A 25,371-nucleotide genomic window follows, 5' to 3' on the forward strand; every position below is an offset into this window, starting at 1 on the left:
ATTGTTTGAATTCTCATCAATATAGTTTTATAAAACAATATAATTCCACTTTTATTGTCTATTTTTACTATGTCTTTGCAAGTTTGGTTTGCCTATATGTTGGCCTGTTGGGCCATTAGTGTCTCTCCGGGTGCGGGAGCTATTGCCTCAATGTCGAGTGGTCTAAACTATGGTTTTAGACATGGTTACTGGAATGCAATCGGTTTGCAAGTTGCCTTAGTGCTTCAAATTATGGTGGTGGCAGCAGGTGTCGGGGTCTTATTTGCAACGACTCCTTTAGCTTTTCAGGCCGTTAAGTGGTTCGGTGTAGCCTATTTATTGTATTTGGCTTATTTACAGTGGACAGCACCTGTAAAAGATATAGAAATTCAACAAGAAAAAAGAGATAAGTCTGCTTTAGCTCTGCTATTAAATGGTTTTGTGGTTAATATTAGCAATCCTAAGGCGATCGTATTTTTATTGGCAGTTCTGCCGCAGTTCTTAGATTTGAGTAAGCCCCAATGGATACAATATCTAATTATGGCGGCCACTATGATTACGATCGATTTGATTGTAATGGCTGGATATACGGGGCTGGCATCCAAGGTTTTAAGATTACTTCGATCCCCTAGACAGCAAAAATATTTAAATCGGGGCTTTGCTGTGATGTTTAGCTGTGCGGCTTTATTATTGAGCACAGTTCATCAAGCGGCCTAGTTTAGGACGCCTGTATCTGATTTTTTAGTTTTTGAGTTATAAAAATAACGGCAAAACTTAATGCCATACATAAAACAATACTAAGACCTGTAGAGATATTAAGTGCTGCACTTGACCATAAGCCGACACTAACACCCAGCTGGGCTAACACGAATGCCCAAATAACCATTTGCTTTGGTGAGTTTGCCAATAGACGAGCGCTTAAAGCTGGTATTACGAGTAATGCACCCATTAGCAAAGAACCTACAGCACGCAAAGCTAAAACTGTAAATAAAGCTAATAACAGCATAAAAATAAGGCGTTGCCAGTTTGCATTCACCCCTTCACTAATTGCGATATCCGGATCAATTGCAAACTGTATTTGTGGCTGCCAAAAGCGGTAAAGAATTGCGAGTGATATTGCAATAATTAAAGTGAAAACAGGAAGATCTGGCCAATCAATACTAAGTAAATCGCCAAACAAATAACTTAAAAGCTCTGGTCTTAAACTTGGAACATGTTGAATAAATAGTAAACCGCTACAGAGTAATGTTGCTGAACATAAGGCTAGCAGAGCATCATTGGGTAAACGGTTGTCATGTAAAGCCCATAAAACGCCTACCAGTAAAACCGCTGTACCTGCAACACCAAGCCATAATGGAAGACTTAAAGCTCCCGCAATAGCTACCCCAAGTAGTGTTCCGTGCGCCATTGTGTCAGCAAAAAAAGACATTCGTCTCCAAAGCATTAAACAACCCAGAGGTGCAGTTAAAAATACCAGCAGAGTTCCCATAATCCATGCGGGTAACAATAATTGTAACCATTCCATCATGGCTTAAGCTTCCGGTTCTGGGTGAATATGAGGACGGTCATTATGAGGGCAGGGGTGTGCAGCATCACCGTGAGCACAATGGTCATGATGATGTTGATAGAAAACCCTTTGAGTTCCAAATATTGCCTGATATTCAGGATGTTGTTGGATATTTTCGGGCAGCCCGCTACAGCAAATATGTTTATTTAAACACACCACACGGTGTGTTCCTTGCATCACCCATTGTAAGTCATGAGAAACAATTAAGATCGCACAACCATATCGTTCTGGCAGACTGCGAACATAATCATAAAGTTCCGCTTCTGACTGAATATCTAAACCTTGCATGGGTTCATCAAGAACTAAAATATCTGGCTGACGAAGCAGTGCGCGAGCTAATAGTACTCTTTGGCGTTCTCCACCTGAAAGTTGTTGTACTTTTGATTGTTGTAACTTTGAAATACCTGTGTCTTGAATAATTTCCTGACGCAGGGCAGGACTGCATTTTTCTAAATCAAGAAGGTCCTGAACACGTAAAGGAAGACTGTGTGAAGGATTAAACTTTTGTGGCACATAAGCCATTTTAAGTTTTTTATGATTGATAACACGCCCCCTACTTGGCTGAAGAATACCGAGTAGAACTTTAATCAATGTTGATTTGCCTGCACCATTGGGTCCAATTAAAGACACAATTTCATTTTGATGTAGGGCAAAATCAACTTTTTTTAATATATCCCGATCATCACGATGAACAGAAACCTGCTCAAGCTGAATTAATACAGGATTTAAGGAGTTGTGCGGCACTGTTGGCATTTCCCCGAAATTTCAATAATGCTGTGTTGAGCCACGAAGTCATCTGAAGCTGCAAGCTGGTCAAGCTGGTGTGTGAGGCCTTGAGAAGAAGCTTCTTTAACCATATGACATTCGGTACAAATCAGGAATGCTGCTTGATGGCCTTCACGCGGGTGGCAGCAAGGAATATACGCATTAATAGAAGTTAGGCGGTGAATGAGGCCTTTTTCTAATAAAAAATCTAAAGTTCTATATACAGTTGGAGGCGCAGCAGGGCGATCAGTTTGACTTTTTATACGTGCCAATAAGTCATAGGCACCCATTGGACCCGATGCATTTAAAATGAGTTCCAGAACTTCTTTGCGCAAAGGTGTAAGACGTGCGCCAGTCGCAGAACATAAACTTTCTGCTTCAGCTAAACGACTTGCGACATTATGGTGGTCATGCACACCATGCAAAGAATCATGATGTTCATGCGAGCAGGAACTCATAGGGATAACCTCGAATTTTTAACGGAATATTAGCATGAAGCGATGCTTCATTCGATTAATCTTAGGTATTTTTGTAACTTTGTTATATTATAACATGCTTCGAGCTAATTTAAATTGATGGTCTGTCATGTTCCGTTTTTTTGTTTTCAGTATGTTCTCACTTTTGAGTACGTTAGGGTGGAGTCAGGGTTTGGTGGTTTCTACACACCCGATTTATCTGATTGCAAAAGAAGTCACTCAAGGGGTTGAAGAACCACAACTCTTACTAAAGGGACAAACTGGGCATGACGTACAATTAACCCCAGCGCATCGTAAAGCAATTAATGATGCGTCTTTGGTGATTTGGTTAGGTAAAGCGCATGAAGCGCCCTTAAATAAATTATTAGGTAATAATAAGAAGGCGATTGCACTATTAGATAGTGGCATTGTTTCTGTTTTACCTCAGCGAAGTACACGCGGTGCAGCTTTACCTAATACGGTAGATACACATGTGTGGTTAGAGCCCAACAATGCAGTTCGAATTGGTTTCTTTATTGCTGCTTTGCGCTCTCAGCAACACCCTGAAAATAAGGCAAAGTATTGGAATAACGCCAATGTGTTTGCTCGTAAAATGTTCCAGGCAGCACAAGCTTACGATAGTTCAAGTAATGGCAAACCATATTGGGCATATCATGATGCCTATCAATATTTAGAACGCTCACTAAACTTAAAGTTCGCTGGTGCTTTAACAGATGATCCTCACGTTGCACCAACAGCAGCTCAAATTAAGTATCTTAATGATAGTCGACCAAAAAATCAGATGTGTTTGTTGGCAGAGAGTTTTACCACTAAGAGTCAATATCAAAAATTAGGTAACATTACTTTTCAACCAGTAGACGAGAGCATGAATAATGAGGATGATTTCGTCACTGCATGGAAGAAACTGGCTATAAAAACAGATAAATGTGTATTAAGTACGCAAAAGTAAGATAAAAAGTAAACAAAGGCTGACTGTAGCGTCAGCACCACCTGTCATGAAAAACCCCGACTAAAGTCGGGAAAAGATTGCATGTTCAGGGGTGTAACTCTATAATGCCTGCGATTAAAAGCGATCATCAGCTAAACTTGTCAAGCATTTATGCTGTGAGTGGATAAATAATGAGCCAAACTAGTCGCTTGATTGACCGACGATTAGCAAAAGCTTTGGTCTTCTTACAAGCATGTATGATCCCTGTTTCCGCACTTGTGGCGTGGAGCATAAAAGACATGACAGCAGCATTAAGTGCGGCACTTGGTGCGTTGGTCTGCTGGCTTGCTACGGGTTATTTTTCGTGGCAATCCTTCAGAACAGCAGGTGCACGAGCATCAAAACAAGTGCTGTCTAACATGTATAGGGGCATGTTAGGCAAATTTGCAATCATGATCGTTGGATTTATTTTGATTTTGAGCAATGTTAAACCTTTATCACCGTTAGCATTGCTGTTTGGTTTTATTCTCGTTCAGGCAATGTCGTGGGTCGCTCCGTTTTGGGTGTCACGTCTACAAAAACGGGTGTAGAAACAAGAAGAATTGAAGATTTTTTGGAGGGTGGCGAGATATCGACAGTACGCCGATGTTCGTTTCCCTTCTTTTTAGTAATTGACATTGACCAGGTGTGATTTATGGCTGCTGAAGAACATGCCCTCACTTCGACAGAGTATATCAAGCATCACTTGACCAATATGACCTATGGCAAAATGCCAGACGGTACATGGAAATTGGCTGAGACTGCTGAAGAAGCTCATTCGATGGGGTTCACTGCAATTCACTTGGATTCAATGGGTTGGTCAATTGGCCTTGGTGTGATTTTCTGTTTGATGTTCTGGATCGTTGCGAAAGCTGCAAATGCAGGTGTTCCAACTAAATTCCAGTCAGCAATCGAAATGATCATTGAGTTTGTTGACTCAAGTGTCCGTGATACTTTTCATGGCAAATCACGTTTAATCGCTCCGCTTGCACTCACTATTTTCGTGTGGATTTTCCTCATGAACTTAATGGACTTGATCCCAGTTGACTGGATTCCTCAAGTTGCAGCGTTTGTAGGTGCAAACGTATTTGGTATGGACCCTCACCACGTTTACTTCAAGATCGTTCCATCTACAGATCCAAACATTACTTTAGGTATGTCTTTATCTGTATTTGTACTTATCTTGTTCTACAGCATCCGCGAAAAGGGTGTTGGTGGTTTCGTTGGCGAGTTGGCACTTAACCCATTTAACCCAAGTAATCCAGTTGCAAAAGCGTTGCTTATTCCAGTGAACTTGATTTTGGAATTGGTAACATTCCTTGCTCGTCCGATTTCATTAGCTCTCCGACTATTCGGTAACATGTATGCCGGTGAGTTGATCTTTATCCTAATTGCTTTATTGCCGTTCTGGATTCAATGGGCGTTGTCTGTGCCTTGGGCGATCTTCCACATTCTTGTAATCACGTTGCAGGCATTCATCTTTATGATGCTTACCATCGTTTACTTGAGCATGGCAAGCGAAAAACATTAATGGTATTGCCTAACTATCAAATGATGGTTGGGCTGAATTTTTTTAATTTAATTTGGTAATAACCTAACCTCTGAGGAATTTTTCATGGAACTCACTTTAGGTCTAGTTGCAATTGCATCTGCTATCTTGATCGCTTTCGGTGCTTTGGGTACTGCGATTGGTTTTGGTCTTTTGGGTGGTCGCTTTTTAGAAGCTGTTGCTCGTCAACCAGAATTGGCTCCACAACTTCAAACTCGTATGTTCTTAATCGCGGGTCTTCTTGATGCTGTGCCTATGATCGGTGTTGGTATTGGCTTGTTCTTCATCTTCGCTAATCCATTTGTAGGTTAATCATCTTAATTCCTAAATCCACTATTTGAGGAATTGCAATGAATATCAACCTCACATTGATTGGTCAAGCGATTGCGTTTGCATTCTTTGTTGCATTCTGCATGAAGTTTGTTTGGCCACCACTAATCAATGCGATTAGTGAGCGTCAGCGTAAAATCGCTGATGGCTTAAATGCAGCAGAAAAAGCGAAAGCTGACCTTGCCGATGCACAAGCGCAAGTTAAGCAAGAACTTGATGCAGCTAAAGCACAAGCGGCTCAATTGATCGAACAAGCGAACCGTCGTGCAGCGCAATTGATCGAAGAAGCTCGTACTCAAGCTGCGGCTGAAGGTGAGCGTATTCGTCAACAGGCTAAAGAAGCTGTTGATCAAGAAATCAATTCTGCTCGCGAAGAATTACGTCAACAAGTAGCTGCTTTGGCAGTAACTGGTGCAGAAAAAATCCTGAACCAGCAAGTTGATGCAGAAGCTCATAACGCCATGCTGTCTCAGCTGGCTGCTAAACTTTAAGCGAGGCGAATTATGGCTGAACTCTTGACGTTGGCACGTCCGTATGCCAAAGCAGCATTTGCTTATGCTTCTGAGCAAGGTGCAACAGACAATTGGTCGAATGCGTTACAAGTGCTCAGTGCTGCGGTGCAAGACGAAGCATTTTCCGCTTATTTAAATCGCCCTGAACTTACTCCTGCGGAGCAAGTGAAGCTTTTTGCTAAAGTTTTAGGTGAAGATCGATCTCAAGCAGTGTCTAACTTTTTGACACTTCTTGCAGATAACGATCGTTTAATGCTGTTACCTGAAATTGAAGCAGAATATGAACAGCTTAAATCACAGAATAACAACAATGTGGATGTCGTGATTGAATCGGCTTTCCCGTTAACTGCTGAACAAGAGCAACTGTTGAAATCTGCTTTAGAAAAGCGTTTTAACAGCACAGTAACTGTTTCAGTTGAAGTTAAACCTGAGCTTATTGCAGGTGTTGTAATTCGTGCAGGCGATCAAGTGATAGATGATTCTGCGCTTAACAAGCTTGAAAAAATGCGTACTCGTCTTCTTGCATAATGCAAATGATGAAGACTGAACTAATAAAAGATTGAGGAATAGCGCAATGCAACAACTGAATCCATCCGAGATCAGTGCGCTCATTAAACAGCGTATCGGAGATCTGGACACCAGCGCGACCGCTAAAAACGAAGGTACCATTGTTATGGTATCCGACGGTATCGTGCGCATTCACGGTCTTGCTGATGCAATGTACGGTGAAATGATCGAATTCGACGGCGGCTTATTTGGTATGGCACTGAACCTAGAACAGGATTCAGTGGGTGCCGTTGTTTTAGGTAACTACCTAAGCCTTCAAGAAGGTCAAAAAGCTCGTTGTACAGGTCGTGTATTAGAAGTTCCAGTTGGTCCTGAACTTCTTGGCCGTGTTGTCGACGCTTTGGGTAACCCAATTGATGGTAAAGGCCCAATTGATGCGAAATTAACTGATGCTGTTGAAAAAGTAGCACCAGGCGTAATTTGGCGTCAATCTGTAGATGAGCCTGTTCAAACTGGTTATAAATCAGTTGATACAATGATTCCTGTTGGTCGTGGCCAACGTGAGTTGATCATCGGTGACCGTCAAACTGGTAAAACAGCGATGGCGATCGATGCGATTATCGCTCAGAAAAACTCTGGCATTAAATGTGTATACGTTGCGATTGGTCAAAAACAATCAACAATTGCAAACGTTGTACGTAAGCTAGAAGAAACTGGCGCTATGGCGTATACAACTGTTGTCGCTGCTGCGGCTGCTGATCCTGCTGCAATGCAGTACTTAGCTCCGTACTCTGGCTGTACAATGGGTGAGTACTTCCGTGACCGCGGTGAAGACGCTCTTATTATTTATGATGATTTGTCTAAGCAAGCTGTTGCTTACCGTCAAATTTCATTACTTTTACGTCGTCCACCAGGTCGTGAAGCGTATCCAGGTGACGTATTCTATCTTCACTCACGTCTTCTTGAACGTGCTTCTCGTGTATCTGCTGACTACGTTGAGAAATTCACTAATGGTGCAGTAACTGGTCAAACTGGTTCTTTAACTGCATTGCCAATTATTGAAACTCAAGCAGGTGACGTATCTGCATTCGTACCAACGAACGTAATTTCGATTACTGACGGTCAGATCTTCTTAGAAACATCATTATTCAACGCAGGTATTCGTCCTGCTGTGAACGCGGGTATCTCTGTATCTCGTGTTGGTGGTTCTGCTCAAACCAAGATCATCAAAAAATTGTCTGGTGGTATCCGTACTGCTTTAGCACAATACCGTGAATTGGCTGCGTTTGCTCAGTTCGCTTCTGACCTTGATGAAGCAACTCGTAAGCAACTTGAACATGGTCAACGTGTAACTGAGTTAATGAAGCAAAAACAATATGCTCCTTACTCAATTGCTGACCAAGCTGTTTCTGTTTATGCATCTAACGAAGGCTACATGGCTGACGTAGAAGTTAAGAAAATCGTAGACTTTGATGCTGCGTTAATTTCTTACTTCCGCTCAGAATATGCTCCGTTGATGAAACAAATCGATGAAACTGGTGATTACAACAAAGACATCGAAGCAGCAATCAAAGCAGGTATTGAAAGCTTTAAAGCGACTCAAACTTACTAAGTTTAGTTTTAGTTAAGTTTGGTTCACGGATCAACCTTCGGAAGCTCGAAAGAGCTTTCGAATACTAGGTTAAGCGTATGGCAAATTTAAAAGAAATTCGCGCCAAAGTAGCTAGTATCAAGAGCACGCAAAAGATTACTCGCGCGATGCAAATGGTAGCTGCTTCTAAAATGCGTCGTGCGCAAGAGCGCATGGCTCAGGGCCGTCCGTATGCCGATAATATGCGCCGTGTAATTGCTCACTTGGTACAAGCAAACCCTGAATACAAACACCGTTATATGGTTGACCGCCCAGTTAAGCGTGTTGGCTATATCGTAGTGTCTTCAGATCGTGGTTTGGCAGGTGGCTTGAACATTAACTTGTTCAAGAAAGTTGTGCAGCATGTCAAAGCACAACAACAGCAGTCAATTGAAGTTGAATTTGCTTTAATTGGTCAAAAAGCGGTTTCGTTTTTTAAGAATTACGGCGGTAAAGTGCTCGGTGCAACTACCCAACTTGGCGATGCGCCGAGTTTGGAACAGTTAACTGGCTCAGTCCAAGTTATGCTTGATGCATTTGATAAAGGCGAATTAGATCGTATCTATCTCGTATCAAATGGCTTCGTTAATGCAATGACTCAGCAGCCTAAAGTAGAACAACTTGTTCCTTTAGCACCAGCAGAAGAAGGCGATGATCTCAACCGTACTTATGGTTGGGACTATATCTACGAACCAGAAGCAGAAGAATTGTTAAATGGTTTGTTGGTTCGCTATATCGAGTCTATGGTTTATCAAGGTGTGATTGAAAACGTTGCATGTGAGCAGTCAGCTCGTATGGTCGCGATGAAAGCAGCGACAGACAACGCAGGACAATTGATTAAAGACCTACAACTCATTTACAACAAGCTGCGTCAAGCCGCGATTACTCAGGAAATTTCCGAGATCGTTGGCGGTGCCGCTGCCGTTTAACATTATTAAGTTTGAATTGAGGAGACAGCAATGAGTAGCGGTCGTATCATTCAGATCATCGGCGCGGTTATCGACGTCGAGTTTGAGCGCAATAGCGTTCCTAAGATCTATGACGCTCTCCAAGTTGACGGTACTGAAACTACATTAGAAGTTCAGCAACAGCTTGGCGATGGTGTTGTTCGTACCATCGCAATGGGTTCTACAGAAGGTCTTAAACGTGGCCTTAATGTAACTAGCACAAATGCACCGATTTCTGTTCCAGTAGGTCCAGCTACGCTTGGTCGTATCATGGACGTTTTGGGTCGCCCAATTGATGAAGCAGGTCCTGTAGCGACTGAAGAGCGTTTGCCGATTCACCGTCAAGCACCTTCTTATGCTGAACAAGCAGCTTCTACTGATCTTTTAGAAACTGGTATTAAAGTAATTGACTTACTTTGCCCGTTCGCAAAAGGTGGTAAAGTTGGTCTATTCGGTGGTGCTGGTGTTGGTAAAACCGTTAACATGATGGAGTTGATCAACAACATCGCTAAAGCTCACTCAGGTTTATCTGTGTTTGCTGGTGTTGGTGAGCGTACTCGTGAAGGTAATGACTTCTATCACGAAATGAAAGATTCTAACGTTCTTGACAAAGTAGCAATGGTCTACGGTCAGATGAACGAGCCACCAGGTAACCGTTTACGCGTAGCGTTAACTGGTTTGACTATGGCTGAATACTTCCGTGATCAAAAAGACGAAAATGGTAAAGGTCGTGACGTATTATTATTCGTCGACAACATCTACCGTTATACACTTGCGGGTACTGAAGTATCAGCATTGTTAGGTCGTATGCCATCTGCGGTAGGTTACCAACCTACACTTGCAGAAGAAATGGGTGTTCTTCAAGAGCGTATTACATCTACTAAATCTGGTTCGATCACATCGATCCAAGCAGTATATGTACCTGCCGATGACTTAACAGATCCATCTCCTGCAACTACATTTGCTCACTTAGATGCAACAGTAGTATTGAGCCGTGATATCGCATCTTCTGGTATCTATCCAGCGATCGATCCACTTGACTCAACTTCACGTCAGTTAGACCCATTAGTTGTTGGTCAAGAGCACTATGAAATTGCGCGTGCAGTACAAAACGTATTGCAACGTTATAAAGAGCTTAAAGACATCATCGCAATCTTGGGTATGGATGAATTAGCTGAAGAAGATAAATTGGTTGTTTACCGTGCGCGTAAAATCCAACGTTTCTTCTCTCAACCATTCCACGTAGCTGAAGTGTTTACTGGTGCTCCTGGTAAATTAGTACCGCTTAAAGAAACGATTCGTGGCTTTAAAGGTCTATTAGCTGGTGAATACGATCACATCCCGGAACAAGCGTTCTATATGGTTGGTGGTATTGACGAAGTGATTGCTAAAGCTGAGAAACTCTAATTTAAGGAGATCATCTCATGGCGACTATGCAATGTGATGTCGTAAGTGTTAAAGAGTCTATTTACTCTGGCGCAGTAACGATGTTAATCGCGAAAGGTGCTGGTGGTGAGCTTGGTATTTTGCCAGGACATGCTCCACTTGTAACCTTGCTTCAACCGGGCCCGATTCGTGTTCAGTTGGAAAATGGTACAGAAGAAATCGTCTATGTATCTGGCGGTGTTTTAGAAGTTCAACCTCATGTTGTAACGGTTCTTGCAGATACTGCAATCCGTGCTGACAACTTGGATGAAGCGGCAATTTTAGAAGCACGTAAAAATGCTGAACAATTGCTTGCAAACCAAAAGAGTGATTTGGACTCGGCTGCTGCGTTGGCTGCCTTGGCAGAAACAGCTGCACAGCTTGAAACTATCCGTAAAATCAAAAACCGCGCACTATAATTGCCGGTTTGAGATTGAAAAAGCCACCGTAAGGTGGCTTTTTTTATACGTTGTTTTTTTAAGATTCAGTTTTTGAATCTGACTTTTCATCTCCTGCCATAATCATGGCAGCAAGCTTCACCATATCCATTTGAATGGTATTAAGCTGTTTTTCAATTTGGTCAAAATTGATTTGATCTAATTTCCCATTGAGTAATGGCATGCTAAGAGCTTGTTGGTTGGCATGTAATAAACTTTGGCGAATATTCTCAATTTCCTGACTTTTGATATCTAAAGTCAAAAGTGCTTGATTTAAACCTTCTAGTTGCTGTTTTAACGTAGTGAAAGTAGTTTTTAGTTCATTCTGATTCTTATCTTGGATGGCTTGTTCAACATCAAGCTGAGTATCTTTAAGCTGTTCAACATAGTCACCAGCTTTAAGCTGTAAATTAGCAGCGTCGCGGACCATATAAAAAATATTGCCGCTTTTAAGTTCGGCTTTGTTGGGTGCAATTTCTGACTCTTGTTGTTCAATGTTTTGGTCAGCTGCCTGTTCAGCTATTTCAGTTTTTTCTTGTTCGGTAGCATGGTCTTGTGCCTGATCACACCCGAGTAAAAGCATGCCTGAGGCAAAAATTACAAAAGGAAGAAATGCGCCCTGTAAAATTTTTTTCATAACTACAAACAACATCAAATAAAGCAAATGGATACTATAGGCATAAAATATGAAGAAAGATTGTATTTTTGCAAACGAACAACACTTTGAGGAGAGCATAAAAAAGAGCGTATAAAACGCCCTTTCTCATATTTTAAAATATTATTTTGCTAACTCTGCTTCAACTGCTTTAACGATTTGTTCATCGTCTGCTGTTAGGTTTGGAGCAAAGCGAGCTACGACTTCGCCATTTTTATTAATTAAAAACTTTTCGAAGTTCCATAAAACTTCTGGAGCAGGGTTGGTTGGAATACCTAAGCCTTCTAAACGCTCACGGAAAGGACCTTCACCAGTGCGTTCCGGCTGAGCCGCTGTCAAAGTTTGGTAAAGTGGGTGCTTATCTTCGCCGACTACAGAAACCTTAGAAAATAAAGGGAAATGAACATCATAATTTAATGAACAGAACTGTTGAATTTCTTCATCAGAACCTGGTTCTTGCTCTTTAAAGTTATTTGCTGGGAAACCTAAAATTTCAAGACCTTGGTCTTTTTTTGCTTGGTAAAGTTTTTCTAAGCCTTCGTATTGTGGAGTTAAACCACATTTAGAAGCAGTATTTACGATAAGTAGAACTTTACCTTTGTATTGTTCGAGGTCAACCGTTTCGCCTGAAATAGCTTTTACTGGAATGTGATATACAGATTGTGTCATGAGTCTTTCCTAAAGATTGTAATTGATATCAAGTAACGCATTTGTTTTAACTGCTATTGAGGGGTAGTGCAATAATATTCGTGTTCAAAAAAGAAAAAGTTTTTAAAGATAAGCTGAATTCTAGTTATTTCTGATTTGGATAGGTGTTTGCCCAGTGTAACGTTTAAAAAATTCAATAAAACTTGAGCTATGTTGATAACCTAAATCGTATGCTAAACGCTTGATAGGCGTCCCTTGACGAATCTGATGAATGGCATAAACAATTTTGGCCCGATTTCTCCATTCGGACAACGAAAGCTGAAGCTCTTGTTGACTCAAACGTAATAAGTGGCGATCACTGACCGAAAAGTTTTGTAGCAACTGTTGTAAAGACTGATCAAAAAGTAAAGGATCTGAAAGTTTTTCTAAAATAGGCAATAAAACAGGATGCCGTGTTTGCGGTAAATAATGCGAATATGCAGGAGCTTGTTTGAGTTGATCGAATAAAACTTGTAAAAGATGTTCTAAATATTCAGGTTGTTCGGTTTGTTTTTGCTGCTCTAGAATTTCTAAAACTAAAGTGCGAAAAAAAGGCTGAATACTAAAGCATCGACAGCTATTTCCTAAAATAGAACATAGGCGAGGGTGCAGTCGAATACAGATATAGTGAATTTCATGGTCGATATGGGTGGACTGATGAACAGTTTGAGGGGGAATCCAAAGACCATAGCTAGGTGGAGAAAGATATAGCTGTTCTTCAATCTCCATTTCTAATATGCCATTTAAACTGAAATTAAAATCTCCCCAAAGAGATGCATGAGGACGAACAATATCTTCTTTTTGGTATAGAAATTCATGAACTTCTATACTGTGTAATAATAAAAATTGCTGGTCCTCATTGTTCATCTATATGCTCTGACTCATATTTTAATTTTCACAAGTAGCTTTAGGGTTATTAAGACCTTTCGCTAAGGTAAATATACTCAGTAATGCTAGGGCAACGAAGCTTAATACACCATAAATTAAAGTATTTTCATTGAAATGATCAACTACATATCCACCTAATAATGAACCTGTCGCAATCATCACCTGAAACATACCTACAAAAAGCGGCATACCTTTTTCAACTGCATTTGGCGCATGTACAAACATCCAAATATTCGCTGAGGTAGGGAAGGCACCAAATGCAAATCCCCATAACGCGGTTAAGACAATAGCACCAAATTCATGAACGGCAAAAAGAGGAAATCCAAAAAATACGATTGCAAAGCATGTACCCACAAAAGCTAATGTATAACGGACATTTAGATTCCCACTATATCCGGCAAAAGCATTTCCGAAAATACCAGCAATTCCATAGAGCAATAATAATGAACTAATGGTTGTCCCATTAAAACCAGCAACATTTTTAAAGAAAGGTGCTAAATAGCTATAGGCACAAAAGTGAGCGAGTCCGATCAATAAAACAATCAACATGCCACTACGTGCTTTAGGAGTACGTAATAGTGCTGGCAAATCTTTCATGTGAATTGCCGAATCTGGTACAAGTTTAGGTAAAAAGATTAATTGTAAGATTAAAACAACTAAGCCAATGCCTGCAGTAATTCCAAAAGCACTACGCCAACCATAAAACTCGCTTAACCAAGTTCCAATCGGTACACCTAGAACTGTAGCAAAAGTCACACCTGCCATCACGACCGCAGTTGCTTTAGCAATAGGAAGGTGTGAGGGAGCTAATTTTCCACTTAGAGCAATGGCAGTCGCCCAGAAACCACCAATTGAAATACCTAAAATTAAGCGGCTTAACAATAGAACATGGAAGTTTTCAGCAAATGCGGTAATGGTATTGGCAATAACCATAATAGCTGTCAGCAAGATAAGCACATAACGCCGATCAAGTTGTTTTACTGATACAGGCAATAGAGGGGCGGCAATTGCTGCCATAATGCCGGGTACAGTAATAATCAGGCCTGCTGTACCAACAGAAATATTTAAATCAGTTGCGACACTATTTAGAACACCAACAGGTAAAAATTCACTTGTTACTAATGCAAATGCTGCGATAGAAACGGCCAAAATGGCAAACCAGCTTCCTTGAGTGGAGGTTGTGGGTCGCGCTTTAGAGATAGACGATTGGTCCATAGGAAATCCTTACTTGGCTAAATTTGGAGTAAAGAAAGGCAATTTATTAATTAACTAACGATCACTATGAAAATAAAATAGTTGATAAAAAATCGAACGTCAATTAATTTAATAACGATTGTTATAAAAATAGATGTGATCTTTATGACAAATAGGCATGAAACGAATTTAGCTGTTGTAGAAGATACGCTGAAAAAAAAGCGCGGACGTCCTAAATGCTTTGATGAACAAGAGGTTCTGCAAAAAGCAATGTTGCTCTTTTGGGAGCATGGCTATGAAGCAACGTCTATTAGTGATTTAACGCAAGCTTTGGAAATTACAGCACCTAGCCTATATAGTGCTTTTGGTGATAAGGCAGGGCTGTTTTATAAAAGTATTGATTACTATTTGGCTCATGAAGCCTGTCCTATTGAGACCATCTTTTTAGAAGCAAAAACTGCAAAAATTGCATTTGAGTTATATCTTTATGACAACGTAAAACGACTGGTTCAACCCAATAAACCAGCTGGTTGTATGTTAGTGGTTGCTGCCATGAATTGTTCTGATGCAACTCAAGATGTGCAGCAGAACCTATTAGACAAACGCATAAAAACCAAAGAAAAATTATTGGAGCGTCTCAAACAAGGTGTTGAGCAGGGTGATTTGCCATCTAATGCTCCCCTACAAGATATGACTGATTTTTATGCCACTGTCATTCAAGGCCTTACCATTCAGGCAAGAGACGGTGCCAGTACTGATCAATTGCATAAAGTTGTAGAACATGCCATGAAAGCTTGGACATTATTCTAAAAAAGATGATGTCTTAAGTTCGATATCAATGTCGGAAATACGATATTTCAATTTATTAAGACATTCTTCAAAATAAAATCTCTTTTGTAGATGGTGTATTGCTATGAGTCAGGTCATGAAATATCACAAATGGGCGTTTATTTTTCCCATTTTGGCAGTATTGATTTGGTCTTTAAATATTGTAGTCACCCGCTATGTCTCGGATTATATCTCTCCGGTAAGCATTAGTTTTTATCGGTGGTTAATCGCTTTTATTATTTTGACTCCATTTATGTTTATGCCTGTGTGGAGACAAAGACGACTAGTAATACCATATTTACCTAAGCTTGCTGTGTTAAGTGCATTTGGGATGGTGCTTTATCAAGGGCTTGCTTATACAGCCGCCCATTATACCAGTGCAACCAATATGGGAATTGTGAATGCATTTATTCCTATATTCACGATCTTTGTTTCGCTTGCCATTTTAAAAGATGTGCCTAATCGCTTTGCAGTTTTTGGCAGTATTCTATCTTTTGCAGGGTTGCTATATGTCATGTCCCAAGGAAATATTAATAAGCTTTTAAGTGGTGGTGGACACCTGGGTGATGCATTGATGATTATTGCCGTATTCTTCTATGCATTTTATGGAGTATTCCTTAAAAAATGGCAGTTGCCACTACCAATTATGACAAGCTTATATGTTCAGATTGGATTTTCTGTCATATTTCATATTCCTTTAATTCTCTGGTTTGGACTTGATGCTTTAAATGTACAAAATGCACCAAGTGCTATTTATGCAGGTGTATTTGCTTCACTTATTGCGCCGTTAGTTTGGATGTTAGCTGTTCAACAACTCGGTCCTAATAGAACAAGTATTTTTATGAACTTGGTACCTGTCTTTACAGCAGTTATTGCAAGCGTCTGGTTGTCTGAGCAGTGGACCATTTATCACACATTAGGTGGGATTGTTATTTTAATTGGTATCATTATGGCTCAGAAGAAGGTGAGTCCTAAAAAGAGCGAATTAATGCAAGAACAAAACTAAAGTCAGTAAAAAAACTATGGCATATTTTGAAAAAAACTCATAAAAATATGCCAATTTTTTCTTAGTTAAAGTTTTTCTATATGATTTATAAATAGTTTATAAAAATAGGTTGTAATATAAATATTAAAAAAGCCGAGTAAAAATATTAATATAATTTTAATTTATAGGCAAAAAACCGTAAATTCCCTACACTTTTCATGCTTTTTTTAGAGAAATAATATATTTCTCTCATTGAACCTCTTACCACATAATAGCGGCCACTACGAAAGGCGCTATTTTCTTTGTAAATTATCTTTCGTTCCACAGATATCCAAACCCTCTGGATGTGGTATATACCCATCCTTTTTTATGCTCAGTTATCCCTATATAACTGAGCTTTTTTTTTGTTTGAAATTAGGCGCGAATAATCTCTCTGGTAAGAGCGTTAATGATTCTACTTGGCTGTTGGCTCTGGCCTAAGTCACCATTCAGATAGTTTAATTGTGAACCAAAGTATTGGCAGGCATCCTGTAATGAATGAGCAGGTTCTTGCCCGCTTGGGTTCGCACTAGTCGAGACAATAAAGCCATGAAAAGCATTGCATAATGCCACACATAAAGGATGTGTAGTGACTCGAACAGCGACAAGAGGATGCTCACCTTTAATCCATGAAGGAATATGTTCGCCAGCAGGTAATAGCCAAGTTGTTGCTCTTTCTGATGGTTGATGATTAGTCCAACAATCAATAATTTCTTGTTGGGTTGTTTGAGGTAGAGAAGTTAGCAGGTGTTCAACTTGGCTAATATGACCTGCTAATAAAATTACACCCTTTTCAATAGGCCTTTGCTTTAGTTCAAGAATTTTTTGAAAAGCTTGCTCATTAAAAGGGTCGCAACCTAGCCCCCAAACAGCCTCAGTTGGATATGCCAAAACTTGACCTTGTTGTAAACATTCGGCTGCTTCGGTAACTGAGGTGGTAATCATGGTAATACACTTCCTTTCAATCAGACAGAATTGCTATTGTGCGCTCCAATACTAAGAACGACAACGTAAATACAATCCTGATTGTTGCATACATAAACCAAGTAGTTCTAGTTCCATCAGTGAAGAGGTGAGTTCTGCAACAGGCTGAGAGTGATGTAAGACAAGCTGATCAATATTTTGTCCGACCCAGTCTAAAGATTGATAAAGGTTAATTAAATGCTCAGGAATTTCTGGGGTACTAGAAACTACAGCCTCATCGGTGAAGTTTTGTTGCTGACTTTGCCACTGAGTGGGTAAAGCAAGGTCTTCAATAATTTGTTCAGGATGATCGACTAAAATTGCTCCCTCACGAATAAGTTGATGGCAACCTTGATGAAACTCACTGTAAATATGACCAGGAATGGCAAATACAGTCTTACCTTGTTCGGCAGCTTTGTTCGCAGTGATGAGAGAACCACTTTTTAAGGTAGCTTCTACCACTAACACGCCTAAACTCAAACCGCTGACAATTCGGTTTCTACGTGGGAAATGCTGTTGTAATGGGGGTGTTCCAGGCAAAAATTCAGTAATAATCGCGCCGTTTTGAGCCAAAATATGTTCTGCAAGTTTTTTATTTTGAGCAGGGTAGGTACTGTCTAAACCAGTTCCTGTTACTGCAATTGTACGTTGATGTGCTGATGCTCCTTGGTGAGCAGCTTCATCAATCCCATATGCCAAGCCACTACTCACATAAAAACCTTTTTCACTTAAGTAATAGGCAAAATCATAAGCAACCTGACGACCATGTGGGCTTGGTTTTCGGCTACCTACAATCGCAATTTGTGGTTGCAACAAAGCTTGAGCTTGGCCTTTTCCAAAAATGATAGGTGGGTGATCTGTATAAGGTAATAACTGAGTGGGATAACCTGAGTCATCTGCCGTTAAAATAAAGTCGGTATATTGCTGGATCTGCTCAGTTAGTTTTTCAAACTGAGCTTGACCCTGAGCAGTTTGAAATTCATCTACGCGTTTTAAATGATTAGCATGTAACCCGAGATTGCGCCATTGAGATAATCCAGCAGGTTGGACCGCCTTTTCACAGCTACCAAAATAATCGACAATTTTTTTAAAGCTGACTAAAGAGTGTTGCACCAAATACCACACTTTAAGCGTGTGGTAATGGTGTGAAGAAAGTTGAGTAAGCATTGTAAAAGGTACATCCAGCATTAATCATTAAAGCGGGGTGGCTGGATGCTTGAACCAACTTTAACTGGTAAATCGCTTTCTAATACGTAGGCATAACTCAACTGATCAAAAGTTCTAAAGACCATCAGACTACCAATTTGTTGTCCTGGTAACTGTATTGGTTCTTTGGTTTTAGGATCTCGAATGGTTTCACCTTGTTGCGTAATATCAAAAACTTGTCCTACTTGAATACCTTGTGCCGTACCGCGATCTAAAGTGACCACACTATTTTTGGCAGCAGTACCAATTGAGCCCATTACACGAATAATTTTGCCGCCGTCCGTCACCTGAGTGGCATCTACCGGATAAAACAAAGTAGGCAATGTTGCTTCTTCTTCTGGCATTACCCGATCACCACGACGTACTTCAGAATTGTAGCTATCAGTTAACTCAAGCGTGGTAATGTCTTTTTCAGAAGAGATCGCAATCCCTGAGGCAACTTGTTGTAGCTCAATACCTAGACTGTGCTTTTTGCCTTTATTATCGGTGAAATAATAAGGTTCACCTTCACGATAAACTGCGTAACGTTGACCATCAATTAAACCTTGTCCGCGCGCATAAATAGTTTGACCTTTTGCTGCAAGTACACGTTGATCGGCAGTACCGACTACATAAGGAGTGTGTTGAATTGCATCGATAGGTAGAATAGTGCTGTGTTCTAACCATTGTTTGATATGTTCAAGGGGAATAACAGGTACGTTATTGTTAAGTGACTCCACACGAACTTGAGGTTGTAAATTTGTCATTTGGCCTGTGTAACGGCGAATAATGCCGACACAGCCATCTCCTTCATCTTTTCCAACCAATGGACGGCCATCTAAACTACACAGCAGTAATCGATCACCAGGATAAATCCAGTGTGGATTTTTGACATGCTGATTATTTGCCCAAATTTCAGGCCAGCGCCAAGGTTTACTCAGAAAGTGACCAGAAATATCCCATAGCGTATCTCCTCGTTTTACAACGTAGACATGTGGTGCATTACTTCTAAGAGAGGGTGGATTATGGTTCGGACTAGCAGCATAAGTCTCTGCTACCGTACTGAATGCAACCCCTGTAAAAAGTGCCAAAGCAAGTAAATGCTTTTTTATCCCCAAAGCATGAAATTGAACCATGCCGTCAAAAACCTTTTTCATTATGATAATTCCTAAAAATTATGCGTGCAGATGCGTTATAATAGGCGGCTAACACACAATTTTTCGATGAAGTATTTCCTTCATTTGGTTTTTCAATCAATGGCATAAGTGAGGACGTCAGTATGGCCTTATTACCTATTTTAAGTTTTCCTGATCCCCGTCTTCGTACCATTGCTAAGCCTGTTGAAGAAGTTACTGATGAAATTCGTCAACTTGCAGCAGATATGCTTGAAACCATGTATGCGGCACCAGGTATTGGTTTAGCAGCTTCTCAGGTCGATCGTCATATTCAGCTTATCGTCATAGATTTGTCTGAATCTAAAGATGACCCTATGGTTTTCATTAACCCCAAAATAACTCCACTGACAGAAGATAAGCAGCAGTACGAAGAAGGCTGCCTATCGGTGCCACAAATATACGACAAAGTTGAGCGCCCGTCACGTGTGAAAATTGAGGCAATTAACCTTGAAGGTCAAGCATTTGAGTTAGAAGCTGATGGACTTCTCGCTGTTTGTATCCAACATGAAATGGATCACTTAAATGGCAAATTATTTGTGGATTATTTGTCGCCACTTAAACGTCAGCGTGCTCGAGAAAAAGTCGAAAAAGTTGTTCGTCAACGTGAACGTGAAAAAGTTGCAGTAAAACGTTAAAAATTTCTATTTTTGAAACATTAATGTAGTGTGGATGTGATTTTTGGTTTTTCGTAGTGGTTTACTGCTTGCATGTGCAGCAGTATTTTTACAGATTGCGGTGTTTCTACAGCCGCTATTACCGAAGCAATATCAAATTGCTCCGGTCTGTGAAACTATTACCCTTGCTTTGCTTAAACCCAAAGCACAGACGGAAACCATGTCACATGCCATGCATTCGCATCATGAACATCATATTGAACAGGCACAAGCCTCTGGGCAACATGATCATCATGATGCAAATCATCAGTGTCAATATTGTACCGTCTATGCCAATCTGGTTTTGCCACCTGAATTTGGCGTAAAAGAAGTTTTAGTCCGCATACAAGTCCGCTTAGTCGCTTATCAACAGGCATTTAGACATGTCTACTTTGCACTACAGCGACTTTTTCTACTCCCGCAAGGGCGTGCACCACCTCTATTTGCATAAATAAAAGCAATTTTTTGTTGGGGTCTTAACTGACTTCGATATCACTTTATTTATGTTTTAGAGCGTATAAAAATGCCACATTCTAAATTTTTACTACAACCTTTATGGGTTGCGATGCTTGCTGTCTCTCATTCGGGGCTAGTTTTTGCTAATTCAGAAGAAAATGATGCCGATACCCAAGCGCTTCACTCATTAGCACCTATTGTTGTTACAGCACAACAAGGCAACGATGCAAATGGCTTGATTGTACATGCAGACCCGAAACAGCCAATTCAGCCAGTGCCTGCTACAGATGGTGCAGACTACCTACAAAGTATTATGGGTTTTAACTCAATACAAAGCGGTGGAACCAATGGTGATGTGACATTCCGAGGTATGTTTGGTTCACGCATCAAAATTCTAACTGATGGAACTGAAAATTTAGGTGCATGCCCAAACCGTATGGATGCTCCAACTTCTTATATTTCACCAGAAAGTTATGATCGTATTTCTGTCATTAAAGGTCCGCAAACAGTTCAATATGCCAATACAGGTTCTGCTGCAACAGTCCTTTTTGAACGTCAGCCTGAGAAACTCACCTCTGAAAAACCTTATCGCGGACAAGCGAGTGTCTTATTAGGTTCATATGGACGTATTGACCATAACGTTGAGGCGGCAATTGGTGATGAAAAGAAATATATCCGTTTAAATGCCAACCGTTCAGAGTCGAATAGTTATCAAGATGGTAATGGAAATACCGTGCCGTCAGCATGGAAAAAGTGGAATGCTGATGTAGCGCTGGGCTTTACTCCAGATGAAAACACGTGGGTCGAACTCACTGGTGGAAAATCTGATGGTGAATCGCTTTATGCTGGACGTTCAATGGACGGATCTCAGTTTGCGCGTGAAAGCTTAGGTCTGCGGTTTGAAAAGAAAAATATCACTGATGTCATTAAGAAAATTGAAGGGCAGGTGAACTATAGCTATAACGACCATATTATGGATAACTTTAGTTTACGCACACCGCCATTAGTTGAAATGAATCATGGTGGTATGACCATGCTGATGCCGAATCCAATGGCAATGCAAGTGACACGCCGCACATTAAACTCACGTTTGGCAATGACTTCTGAATGGAAGAAATGGAGTTTGATCACAGGCGTTGACTCTCAATTTAATAAACATGGCGGTAGCATGTCATCGCCAACAATGCCTTCTATGAATATTCCATATCGCCAAGATATGCGTTTTCAATCATATGGTGCTTTTGGCGAACTCGGCTATCAATGGAACGATTTCAATAAACTGGTTACAGGTGCACGTTTAGATCGAGTAATAGTTGAAGATGAGCGCGCTGATTCTCAAGCAAAAGGTTTTAATACTAAACTTGAAAAGACTTTACCGAGTGCATTTGTGCGTTGGGAAAATCAACATCCTGAGCATGACCTAAAAAGCTATATTGGTTTAGGTTATGTAGAGCGTATGCCTGATTATTGGGAACTTTTCTCGCCTAAACATGGGAACGCTGGCTCAACCAATACTTTTAACGGTGTGAATCCTGAGAAAACATTACAGTTGGATCTGGGCTTCCAGCAGCAACATGGTGCTTTAAATACATGGGCTTCTGCTTATGCCGGTTTGGTGGATGACTACATTTTAATGAGTTATCACCATCATCCAAGTACTGGAATGGGTGGGCATGACATGAGCCATGATATTACTGCGGGTGCCAAAAATGTTGATGCAACAATCGCAGGCGCGGAAGCTGGTATTGGATATCAATTTACCGACCATATTCAGGCAGATTTGAGTGCGATGTATGCATGGGGTAAAAACACCACAGATGACAAACCACTACCTCAAATTTCACCTTTAGAAGGTCGCTTAAATATTCGCTATGTGGCTGACAAATATAATTTAGGTCTGTTGTGGCGAGCTGTGGCTGAGCAAAACCGTGTGAGTCTACATCAAGGTAATATCGTAGGATATGACTTAAAACCAAGTAAAGGTTTCTCGACTCTTTCTCTAAACGGAAGTTACAACCTTCGTAAAGATATCGATGTCTCTGTTGGCATTGATAACGTATTAGATAAGACCTATACCGAACACTTAAATAAAGCGGGTAGTGCTGGCTTTGGATTTGCGAGCGAAGAGCAGTTTAACAATATCGGAAGAAACTACTGGGTCCGTATGAGCATGAAGTTTTAATAAGCGGTAGCGAATGAACTGAAAATATTAATTTAAAGAGAGAAATGAAATGACTAATAAATTATCACCTGAACAATCTTGGTGGGGATGGAAGTTACTTATTGTGGCTTCTATTCTGAGTTTATTGTTTATGATTGTTTTTTACTTGGCGATCAACAATGAACCCGACTACATGCCAAGTCAGAAAAAGAAGCAGATGATGGAGTCACACGAGCAAATGAATCACGCTGAAATGCACAGTTCATCAGCTCAATAAGTTCCTTAATATTTGGAAATGGAAGTCTAATTAATAGGCTTCCATTTTTATTTTTAGGTTTTAAAAATTATTGATGCATACTCGCTAAGGTTTTTGCCTTACCTTGATTCTGATAAAGCGTTAAGCCAAGTTTCTGTATATTACGGCCTGATTTGGATAAAAACTTTTCAGCTTTTGGTGAAAGCTTCGCGCCATTATAAAGTAGTGAATTACGCACAATTAGATAATAAGCAAACCATGAGGCAGACTGCTGAGGCAATCCGAGTAGTTTCATTCTCTTCTTGCCAATAAAAAATTGGGTAAGTTCTAAATGTTGTCGATAAGCAAGCTTCTGCTGCAAAGAACGTAAATGCAGATATTTTCTCTCAAAAGGCTCTTTGGATAAGCTTGATCCTAACTCAACACTGCTGTGATCGGAGCGAGGGTGAGCAAACTGCATCCAGTAAAGTAACCTCCAACCCTCAGATTCAGATTGAATAAGCCATTTTTCATCAATACCCATCAACCAGCCAACATAACGCCAAAAATGTAAAAAACTCTTGGTTTCTTGTTTGGTCGGCCATACACCTAAAGCTCTAATACCGAGTAAAACTACACTGCTAAAAGCCAAATTAGTCATTGCTAAATCAAATTGATTAAGTGGAACTCCCCAAACTTCACTATCCCAACTATCAGACTTTTTTAATTGTCGGCGGACGAGTGCATGAATAAAGCGAACATAAATCGTTGATATAAAACCTGTGCTTAGACGCTCAAGTCCTTGAGGTTCAGTAATATCAACCCACCATTTTGTGGTTTCAGCTAAACGAGTACCCGCCTGTTTCTTTAATGCACCCGTTAAAATTAGCGGCTGATTAAATCCCGGATATAAATATCCCACCATTAAGGATAAATCTCTAAGAATAAAACCATTATTTATTCCTAAACGATGAGTAAATTTAACAGCCTCATCAATTTGACGCTGATCTAACCATTCAGGCTTTTGCTCAATGTAATTAAAGAAATTTTCTAACTTAGTAGGTAGCGGCTCAGATAGGTTATCGCGGCCTTGAAATAATATCTTCTCAAAAATCATTCGGTGACCTTTGGGATCGTGCATAACCCAATCAATCACCTTATCCATTTCAACGTCCCCTTCACAAAGAGCACGTTGTAAAGACACATATTCTTTATAGTTCGGTTGTACAGGTTTTTCGCAACAGATATTTAAAAATTGAGTAAAGAAATTACTGTCTTGCATGTCATTAAAAGAAGCAAGTCGAGTCGGGCTAATCATTTGCATATCGTTACTTACTTATTGAACTGAATAATAAATAGGCTAATATGAATAATTATTCGCATTCAATTCGCATTTAATGAATAAAAAACGATGAGAAAAGCCCCACAGCAACAGCGTTCAAAAATTATTGTTGACCATATTTTAGAGGCGACACAGCAGTGTATCGCCCAGTATGGATTACTACATACGACGACGCCTAAAATTGCAGAGAAATCTGGAGTAAGTGTTGGGTCGATTTACCAATACTTTGAGAATAAAGATCAAATCATAGAAGAACTATTGCGCCGTAAAAGCGAATTGCTGGGGCAACAACTTAAAGAATTAGTTGTGCGACAAGGAAATATTCCTTTAGAGCTGCTCATTCCCTTAGCAATAGAGTTGGGATTTAATGCATTAAAAGCCGATCATGGATTTTTTATAGAAGTATTAAAACATTGGCATGACTATAGTCATTCGCAAGCTGCTCAGATTTTAGAAAAGCATTTTTTTGAAGTAGGGCTATATACATTCAGTAGAAATCCTCATCAGTGGGACTTCGAACAGGTAAAGCATAAATCCTTTGTAATTATTAATAGTACGCTTTTTACGATGATGCGATATGTAAGTCAGAACAATTTTCTTATCTCAGAACAACAACTTAAACGCGAATTATCGAGCATGATACTGGCTTATTTAAGTCAAAAATAAAAAATTAAAATAATTATCAATATAAAACAATAGCTTAATTCGTATGGTGGTTTAAAAGTAAACGCTCAAGTCATTAATTTTTAATTTTCGCTTGCAAAGGGATCTTAATCATCTATAATGCACATCCATCGGCGGTGATGCAGATAGAAACTTGTTGAAAAACAGTTA

Annotated in this window: 28 protein-coding genes and 1 pseudogene; 18 read left to right on the top strand and 11 right to left on the bottom strand. The window is 40.1% G+C overall.

Going from position 1 to position 25,371, the window contains the following annotated elements:
• Nucleotides 1-69 precede the first annotated feature (69 nt).
• On the top strand, nt 70-696 hold the full coding sequence (locus RMB06_RS07810) for a LysE family transporter (protein ID WP_311079019.1): 627 nt from the start codon (nt 70-72) through the stop codon (nt 694-696).
• Between the two features lies 1 nt (nt 697).
• On the opposite strand, the gene znuB is transcribed toward RMB06_RS07810, so the two are convergent.
• Genes znuB through RMB06_RS07825 form a run of 3 tightly spaced genes read right to left on the bottom strand, consistent with a single transcriptional unit; the run spans nt 698 to nt 2,769 of the window.
• Nucleotides 698-1,507: a zinc ABC transporter permease subunit ZnuB gene (gene znuB / locus RMB06_RS07815; RefSeq protein WP_311079020.1), complete on the bottom strand. Its 810-nt coding sequence runs from the start codon at nt 1,505-1,507 to the stop codon at nt 698-700.
• A gap of 3 nt (nt 1,508-1,510) precedes the next feature.
• A complete protein-coding gene (gene znuC / locus RMB06_RS07820) occupies nt 1,511-2,299 on the bottom strand; it encodes a zinc ABC transporter ATP-binding protein ZnuC (RefSeq protein WP_311079021.1) in 789 nt (262 codons plus the stop codon).
• Complete coding sequence (locus RMB06_RS07825) at nt 2,272-2,769, bottom strand: transcriptional repressor (RefSeq protein WP_002114130.1); 498 nt, start codon at nt 2,767-2,769, stop codon at nt 2,272-2,274. The genes znuC and RMB06_RS07825 overlap by 28 nt, the downstream gene beginning before the upstream one ends.
• A 127-nt stretch (nt 2,770-2,896) precedes the next feature.
• Between RMB06_RS07825 and RMB06_RS07830 the strand changes: the two genes are divergently transcribed.
• The 10 genes from RMB06_RS07830 to RMB06_RS07875 all read left to right on the top strand — a co-directional run bounded on the left by RMB06_RS07830 (nt 2,897) and on the right by RMB06_RS07875 (nt 11,073).
• Entirely contained in the window at nt 2,897-3,736 is an 840-nt protein-coding gene (locus RMB06_RS07830; protein ID WP_002114115.1) for a metal ABC transporter solute-binding protein, Zn/Mn family, read from the top strand.
• Nucleotides 3,737-3,906: 170 nt separating this feature from the next.
• The gene (locus tag RMB06_RS07835; RefSeq protein WP_005072004.1) at nt 3,907-4,305 is read left to right on the top strand and encodes an ATP synthase subunit I; all 399 of its coding nucleotides are present in this window, start codon (nt 3,907-3,909) and stop codon (nt 4,303-4,305) included.
• Nucleotides 4,306-4,409: 104 nt separating this feature from the next.
• Nucleotides 4,410-5,285 carry a F0F1 ATP synthase subunit A gene (atpB, locus tag RMB06_RS07840; RefSeq protein ID WP_002114072.1) on the top strand — a complete coding sequence of 292 codons (876 nt, stop codon included), beginning with the start codon at nt 4,410-4,412 and terminating at the stop codon, nt 5,283-5,285.
• Nucleotides 5,286-5,369: 84 nt separating this feature from the next.
• Complete coding sequence (atpE, locus tag RMB06_RS07845; protein ID WP_000424060.1) at nt 5,370-5,615, top strand: F0F1 ATP synthase subunit C; 246 nt, start codon at nt 5,370-5,372, stop codon at nt 5,613-5,615.
• A gap of 38 nt (nt 5,616-5,653) precedes the next feature.
• The gene (locus RMB06_RS07850) at nt 5,654-6,124 is read left to right on the top strand and encodes a F0F1 ATP synthase subunit B (RefSeq protein WP_001024691.1); all 471 of its coding nucleotides are present in this window, start codon (nt 5,654-5,656) and stop codon (nt 6,122-6,124) included.
• 12 nt (nt 6,125-6,136) lie between these two features.
• Complete coding sequence (locus tag RMB06_RS07855; protein WP_311079022.1) at nt 6,137-6,673, top strand: F0F1 ATP synthase subunit delta; 537 nt, start codon at nt 6,137-6,139, stop codon at nt 6,671-6,673.
• A 46-nt stretch (nt 6,674-6,719) separates the two neighbouring features.
• Entirely contained in the window at nt 6,720-8,264 is a 1,545-nt protein-coding gene (atpA, locus tag RMB06_RS07860) for a F0F1 ATP synthase subunit alpha (protein WP_002114049.1), read from the top strand.
• Between the two features lie 77 nt (nt 8,265-8,341).
• Complete coding sequence (atpG, locus tag RMB06_RS07865; protein WP_002114131.1) at nt 8,342-9,211, top strand: F0F1 ATP synthase subunit gamma; 870 nt, start codon at nt 8,342-8,344, stop codon at nt 9,209-9,211.
• Between the two features lie 30 nt (nt 9,212-9,241).
• The gene (atpD, locus tag RMB06_RS07870; RefSeq protein ID WP_002114045.1) at nt 9,242-10,636 is read left to right on the top strand and encodes a F0F1 ATP synthase subunit beta; all 1,395 of its coding nucleotides are present in this window, start codon (nt 9,242-9,244) and stop codon (nt 10,634-10,636) included.
• A 17-nt stretch (nt 10,637-10,653) separates the two neighbouring features.
• Nucleotides 10,654-11,073 carry a F0F1 ATP synthase subunit epsilon gene (locus RMB06_RS07875; protein WP_002114076.1) on the top strand — a complete coding sequence of 140 codons (420 nt, stop codon included), beginning with the start codon at nt 10,654-10,656 and terminating at the stop codon, nt 11,071-11,073.
• Nucleotides 11,074-11,131: 58 nt separating this feature from the next.
• Here the strand turns inward: RMB06_RS07875 and RMB06_RS07880 are convergent, their stop codons facing one another.
• The 4 genes from RMB06_RS07880 to RMB06_RS07895 all read right to left on the bottom strand — a co-directional run bounded on the left by RMB06_RS07880 (nt 11,132) and on the right by RMB06_RS07895 (nt 14,536).
• On the bottom strand, nt 11,132-11,728 hold the full coding sequence (locus RMB06_RS07880; protein WP_311079023.1) for a hypothetical protein: 597 nt from the start codon (nt 11,726-11,728) through the stop codon (nt 11,132-11,134).
• A 141-nt stretch (nt 11,729-11,869) separates the two neighbouring features.
• The gene (locus RMB06_RS07885; RefSeq protein ID WP_005072014.1) at nt 11,870-12,415 is read right to left on the bottom strand and encodes a glutathione peroxidase; all 546 of its coding nucleotides are present in this window, start codon (nt 12,413-12,415) and stop codon (nt 11,870-11,872) included.
• A gap of 120 nt (nt 12,416-12,535) precedes the next feature.
• Complete coding sequence (locus RMB06_RS07890; protein ID WP_311079024.1) at nt 12,536-13,300, bottom strand: helix-turn-helix transcriptional regulator; 765 nt, start codon at nt 13,298-13,300, stop codon at nt 12,536-12,538.
• A gap of 21 nt (nt 13,301-13,321) precedes the next feature.
• Nucleotides 13,322-14,536 carry an MFS transporter gene (locus RMB06_RS07895; protein WP_311079025.1) on the bottom strand — a complete coding sequence of 405 codons (1,215 nt, stop codon included), beginning with the start codon at nt 14,534-14,536 and terminating at the stop codon, nt 13,322-13,324.
• 135 nt (nt 14,537-14,671) lie between these two features.
• On the opposite strand from RMB06_RS07895, the gene RMB06_RS07900 reads away from it, so the two are divergent.
• On the top strand, nt 14,672-15,325 hold the full coding sequence (locus tag RMB06_RS07900; protein WP_309165240.1) for a TetR/AcrR family transcriptional regulator: 654 nt from the start codon (nt 14,672-14,674) through the stop codon (nt 15,323-15,325).
• Between the two features lie 103 nt (nt 15,326-15,428).
• Nucleotides 15,429-16,349, top strand: a complete 921-nt coding sequence (locus tag RMB06_RS07905; RefSeq protein ID WP_311079026.1) for a DMT family transporter — start codon at nt 15,429-15,431, stop codon at nt 16,347-16,349.
• Nucleotides 16,350-16,742: 393 nt separating this feature from the next.
• Here RMB06_RS07905 and RMB06_RS07910 read toward each other — a convergent pair whose 3' ends face one another.
• From RMB06_RS07910 to RMB06_RS07920, 3 genes are read right to left on the bottom strand one after another with little or no spacing between them, the layout of a single operon-like run.
• Nucleotides 16,743-17,312, bottom strand: a complete 570-nt coding sequence (locus RMB06_RS07910; RefSeq protein WP_005072030.1) for an L-threonylcarbamoyladenylate synthase — start codon at nt 17,310-17,312, stop codon at nt 16,743-16,745.
• A gap of 51 nt (nt 17,313-17,363) precedes the next feature.
• A complete protein-coding gene (gene dprA / locus RMB06_RS07915; protein WP_311079027.1) occupies nt 17,364-18,497 on the bottom strand; it encodes a DNA-processing protein DprA in 1,134 nt (377 codons plus the stop codon).
• 20 nt (nt 18,498-18,517) lie between these two features.
• Nucleotides 18,518-19,672: a LysM peptidoglycan-binding domain-containing protein gene (locus RMB06_RS07920; RefSeq protein ID WP_057067739.1), complete on the bottom strand. Its 1,155-nt coding sequence runs from the start codon at nt 19,670-19,672 to the stop codon at nt 18,518-18,520.
• Between the two features lie 122 nt (nt 19,673-19,794).
• Here RMB06_RS07920 and def point away from each other — a divergent pair, with 122 nt between their 5' ends.
• The 4 genes from def (at nt 19,795) to RMB06_RS07940 (ending at nt 23,237) form a co-directional block, all read left to right on the top strand.
• The gene (gene def, locus RMB06_RS07925; protein ID WP_002114101.1) at nt 19,795-20,325 is read left to right on the top strand and encodes a peptide deformylase; all 531 of its coding nucleotides are present in this window, start codon (nt 19,795-19,797) and stop codon (nt 20,323-20,325) included.
• A gap of 43 nt (nt 20,326-20,368) precedes the next feature.
• Nucleotides 20,369-20,794 carry a DUF2946 family protein gene (locus RMB06_RS07930; RefSeq protein WP_311079028.1) on the top strand — a complete coding sequence of 142 codons (426 nt, stop codon included), beginning with the start codon at nt 20,369-20,371 and terminating at the stop codon, nt 20,792-20,794.
• 72 nt (nt 20,795-20,866) lie between these two features.
• Nucleotides 20,867-22,981: a TonB-dependent copper receptor gene (locus tag RMB06_RS07935; RefSeq protein ID WP_311079029.1), complete on the top strand. Its 2,115-nt coding sequence runs from the start codon at nt 20,867-20,869 to the stop codon at nt 22,979-22,981.
• Nucleotides 22,982-23,030: 49 nt separating this feature from the next.
• The gene (locus RMB06_RS07940; protein WP_017387367.1) at nt 23,031-23,237 is read left to right on the top strand and encodes a hypothetical protein; all 207 of its coding nucleotides are present in this window, start codon (nt 23,031-23,033) and stop codon (nt 23,235-23,237) included.
• A gap of 67 nt (nt 23,238-23,304) precedes the next feature.
• Here RMB06_RS07940 and RMB06_RS07945 read toward each other — a convergent pair whose 3' ends face one another.
• Nucleotides 23,305-24,519: an oxygenase MpaB family protein gene (locus RMB06_RS07945; protein ID WP_311079030.1), complete on the bottom strand. Its 1,215-nt coding sequence runs from the start codon at nt 24,517-24,519 to the stop codon at nt 23,305-23,307.
• Between the two features lie 87 nt (nt 24,520-24,606).
• On the opposite strand from RMB06_RS07945, the pseudogene RMB06_RS07950 reads away from it, so the two are divergent.
• Nucleotides 24,607-25,177 (top strand): annotated as a pseudogene (locus RMB06_RS07950) (TetR/AcrR family transcriptional regulator).
• Nucleotides 25,178-25,371: the final 194 nt, after the last annotated feature.

The organism is Acinetobacter sp. V104_13 (genome assembly GCF_031798995.1).
Classification (GTDB): domain Bacteria; phylum Pseudomonadota; class Gammaproteobacteria; order Pseudomonadales; family Moraxellaceae; genus Acinetobacter; species Acinetobacter pittii.